A 3,308-nucleotide genomic window follows, 5' to 3' on the forward strand; every position below is an offset into this window, starting at 1 on the left:
GCCCACCACGACGATGATCGAGGGCACCAGCTTGGTGAACCCTTCGGACAGCTTCAGCGACACCGTCGCGGTGACTTCGGAGGCGATGGCCAGCGCCAGGAACAGCAACGTCATGGGCGCAGAGTAGCCCGGCGCCCGCGCGCGCCGGGGGGGGCGCGCCGCCCGGCGGGGTGGGGGGGGCGCCCCCCCGCCCCTCGGGGCCCGCCCGGCGGCGGGCCTCGTGCTTGCGCCGGTACATGGCCGCATCGGCGGCGTGCACCAATTCGTCGACGGTGCCGGGCAATTCGTCGAAGTAGGCCGCGCCGATGCTCACACCGACGGCGAGCATGTGCCCGTCCACTTCCAGTGGTTCGGTGAGCGCGGTCATCAGCTCGTCGGCCAGCGTGTCCAATTGCGCTTGCCCGGAACAGTTCTCGACCAGCACCAGGAACTCGTCACCGCCGATGCGGGCGGCCAGCGCGCCCAGTGACCGGACCGCGTCACGCATCCGATCGGCGACCACGCGCAACACCCGATCCCCGACCGTGTGTCCCCACAGGTCGTTGATCTCCTTGAAGCCGTCGAGATCCAGATAGCAGACGCCGATCGGCGGCTCGGCCTCGGCGAGCCGGTTGAACAGGTGCGGACGATTCGGCAGGCCGGTGAGCGCGTCGTGGTTGGCGTCGTGCCACAGCCGATCGGCGAGTTGTTTGCGCTCGGTGACGTCGACGGCGACGCCGATCAGGAACTGGATCTCGCCGTCGGCGTCACGCACCGCCGACATCGACAGGTCGATGATGGTGACACTGCCGTCGTCGTGCAGGTGCTGGGTCTCGGTGCGGAAGCTCTCCGAGTCGCCCGCGACCATGCGCTGCAACTCGGTGAAGGCGTAATTCAGGTTCTGTGGACCGAGGATGTCCGCGACCGTGCGGCCGGGCATCGATTCGGGCGTGTGGCCGAGCATCTCGGCCATGGTGGCGTTGCAGTTCACCACCTTGCCGGTCATGTCGACGGTGCCGATGCCGACCAGCGCGCCGTCGAAGACGGCCTCGAACCGGGCCTCCGACAGCGCCCGGCGGCTCTCGGCCTCGCGGGCGGCGGCGAGCACCGCGGCCAGGGTCGCCTCCTGCTCGGCCAGCGCCGCGGACCGCAGCGCACCGGTGAATCCGGCGGCGAAGTCCGCGGCGAGCCCGATCGCGCGGGCGCTGATCTCGGGCAGCGCGGGGTCGTCCGGCCCCTCGGCGACCTCGGCCACCAGGTCTTCGCAGATCACCCGCACCGACCGGCTGACGGCGGCCGGATCGCGATAGTTGGCCGCGACCAGCATCCTGGCGGCCCGGCGTGCGACATCCGGGTCCTCACCGCCGAGCGCGGCGTCGATCATGCCCGTACACAGGGCCGCGAGCATGTCCTCGATCTGGGAACGGGTCAGGGTGGGAGCGACAACGCCGTCGAGGGCCTCCGCCCACCGCTGCGCCAGCTCCCACGACCCCACTGCTCGTCCACCCTGTCATCTCGTGACGCCGCTGCCGCCCCCGACGGTCAACTCTTGCGCGCGACGCCCGCCAAGCCGAGCGAACGGCCCGGCTGCTCGTGCTGATCCCGCTCCGACTCCGGCCGCCACGACGGCAGCTCGACGACGCCGGGATCAACCATGTCCCAACCCTGAAACATCCCGGCGATCGCGGCCTTGTCCCGGAAATGGATGCCGACCCTGGTCTCGTTCACCGAGTGCGTACCCAGCTTACCGGCATCCTCGGGCCGCGACTCCGACGACAGATGTGAAATGGCCACGTAACTGTCCGGGGTGACCGCGGCCCGCAGCGCCGCCACCTTGCCCGCCGGATCGTCCTCGTCGGCGACCAGGTGCAGCACCGCGACGAGCAGCAGACCGACCGGCTCGGCGAAGTCGATCAGCCCGGTCTCGCGCACCGCGGCGAGCAACGCCTCGGGCTCCCTGAGGTCGGCCTCGATGGCGCCGGCTCGCTCGTTGCCGCTCAGGATGGTGCGCGAGTGGACCACGGCGACCGGGTCGATATCGATGTAGAGCACCCGCGCCTCGGGGTCGAGCTCGTGCACGATCTCGTGCACATTGCCCGCGGTGGGAATGCCGGAACCGATGTCGACGAACTGCCGGATCCCGGCATCGACCATGAAGCGCACCGCCCGCCGCAGAAAGGCCCGATTGCTCAGGGCCAGTCGCGGTAGGTCCGGTACGAGCTTGATCGCCATCTCCGCCGCCATCCGGTCGACCGCGAAGTTGTGCGAGCCGCCGAGCAGCGCGTCATACATCCGGGCCGGGCTCGGATGCTGCATATCTACGCCTTCGGGTGCCCACGCAGGCCTGTCCATCGCATACCCCTGTTCGTTCGAGCCGCATCGCACCCCGCGATGACGACCCACGCATCGTAGTGCGCGCCACCGACGCGGGCGCGCTCGCGAACCTAACTCCCCGCGCCGAACGGCTTGGCCCACAGTGGCGCCACGTCCGGTGTCATGGTCGCGACCACCGGCACGCCGACGGCGAGGAAGTTCTCCAGCGCCCGGCGCATGTGATCGGCGGAGGTGATGAGCACCGCCTTGTGCACACCGAGCGCCGCCATCACCTGGGCCGCGAACTCCGCGTTCTGCACCGTCGACCCGGCCTGCGTTTCCGTGTGGATCCGCCTGGCGGGCACGCCGCGCGCCTGCAACCATTCCGCCATCACCTGGGCCTCAGTGACGCCGTTGCGCGGGTTACCGCCGGTGACGATCACCGGGGAGGAGGGCGACATGAACGCCTGGATCAGCGCCGCGTGCAACCGGTTTCCCAGTTCGGCCCGCATGCTCCCGTCCGGCAGCAGGCCGTAGCCGAGCACGACGATCGCGGTCTCGGGCCCATAGCTGCGGGGCAGATCGATACCGGCCACGCCGGCGATGGAATGCGCCGCGCCCGCCAGTCCGTCGGCGAGCGGGTCGGGCGCCGGCGCGGCGGTCACGGGCGCCGCGGTGGCGATCGCGCCGATCAGAGCGGCGGGCAGCACGAGGGCGGCCGCGCCGCGTCGCAGGGACCTGTGCGTGAACAACCAATCCATGGTGACCTCCCGAAGCAACGTGGCACCATGGTGGCTGACCGGAGCAGGCCTCGGGCAGGTTTCTGAAATATTCGTGATTCAGTTTCGCGAACCGTTATAATCCCACGCAAAAAGGCCCCCAGCAGATGCTGGGGGCCTTTCGCAGAATATGTCCGGCGGTGTCCTACTCTCCCACACCCTGTCGAGTGCAGTACCATCGGCGCAGGTGGCCTTAGCTTCCGGGTTCGGAATGGGACCGGGCGTTTCCCCACCGCT

General features: G+C 69.8%; 3 protein-coding genes, 1 rRNA gene and 1 pseudogene. All 5 read right to left on the minus strand.

Annotation, left to right across the window (positions count from 1 at the left end; genetic code table 11):
• The coding region (locus QH270_RS28175) for an SMR family transporter (RefSeq protein ID WP_280347073.1) at positions 1 to 114 on the minus strand (114 nt) is incomplete at its 3' end.
• A gap of 151 nt (positions 115 to 265) precedes the next feature.
• Positions 266 to 1,387 (minus strand): annotated as a pseudogene (locus QH270_RS34570) (diguanylate cyclase domain-containing protein); the annotation flags it as partial.
• A gap of 134 nt (positions 1,388 to 1,521) precedes the next feature.
• Positions 1,522 to 2,331, minus strand: a complete 810-nt coding sequence (locus QH270_RS28185) for an SAM-dependent methyltransferase (RefSeq protein ID WP_280347071.1) — start codon at positions 2,329 to 2,331, stop codon at positions 1,522 to 1,524.
• A 92-nt stretch (positions 2,332 to 2,423) separates the two neighbouring features.
• Positions 2,424 to 3,053 carry a YdcF family protein gene (locus QH270_RS28190; RefSeq protein ID WP_280347072.1) on the minus strand — a complete coding sequence of 210 codons (630 nt, stop codon included), beginning with the start codon at positions 3,051 to 3,053 and terminating at the stop codon, positions 2,424 to 2,426.
• A gap of 150 nt (positions 3,054 to 3,203) precedes the next feature.
• A 5S ribosomal RNA gene (gene rrf, locus QH270_RS28195) occupies positions 3,204 to 3,308 on the minus strand; the annotation flags it as partial.

The sequence above is a fragment of the Nocardia neocaledoniensis genome (assembly GCF_029868625.1).
Lineage (GTDB): Bacteria > Actinomycetota > Actinomycetes > Mycobacteriales > Mycobacteriaceae > Nocardia > Nocardia neocaledoniensis_A.

What these genes read in the sequence shown, in the direction of transcription:
- QH270_RS28190 (WP_280347072.1), bottom strand. Translation starts at nt 3,053, where the DNA reads ATGGATTGGTTGTTCACGCACAGGTCCCTGCGACGCGGCGCGGCCGCC.
- QH270_RS28185 (WP_280347071.1), bottom strand. Translation starts at nt 2,331, where the DNA reads ATGGACAGGCCTGCGTGGGCACCCGAAGGCGTAGATATGCAGCATCCG.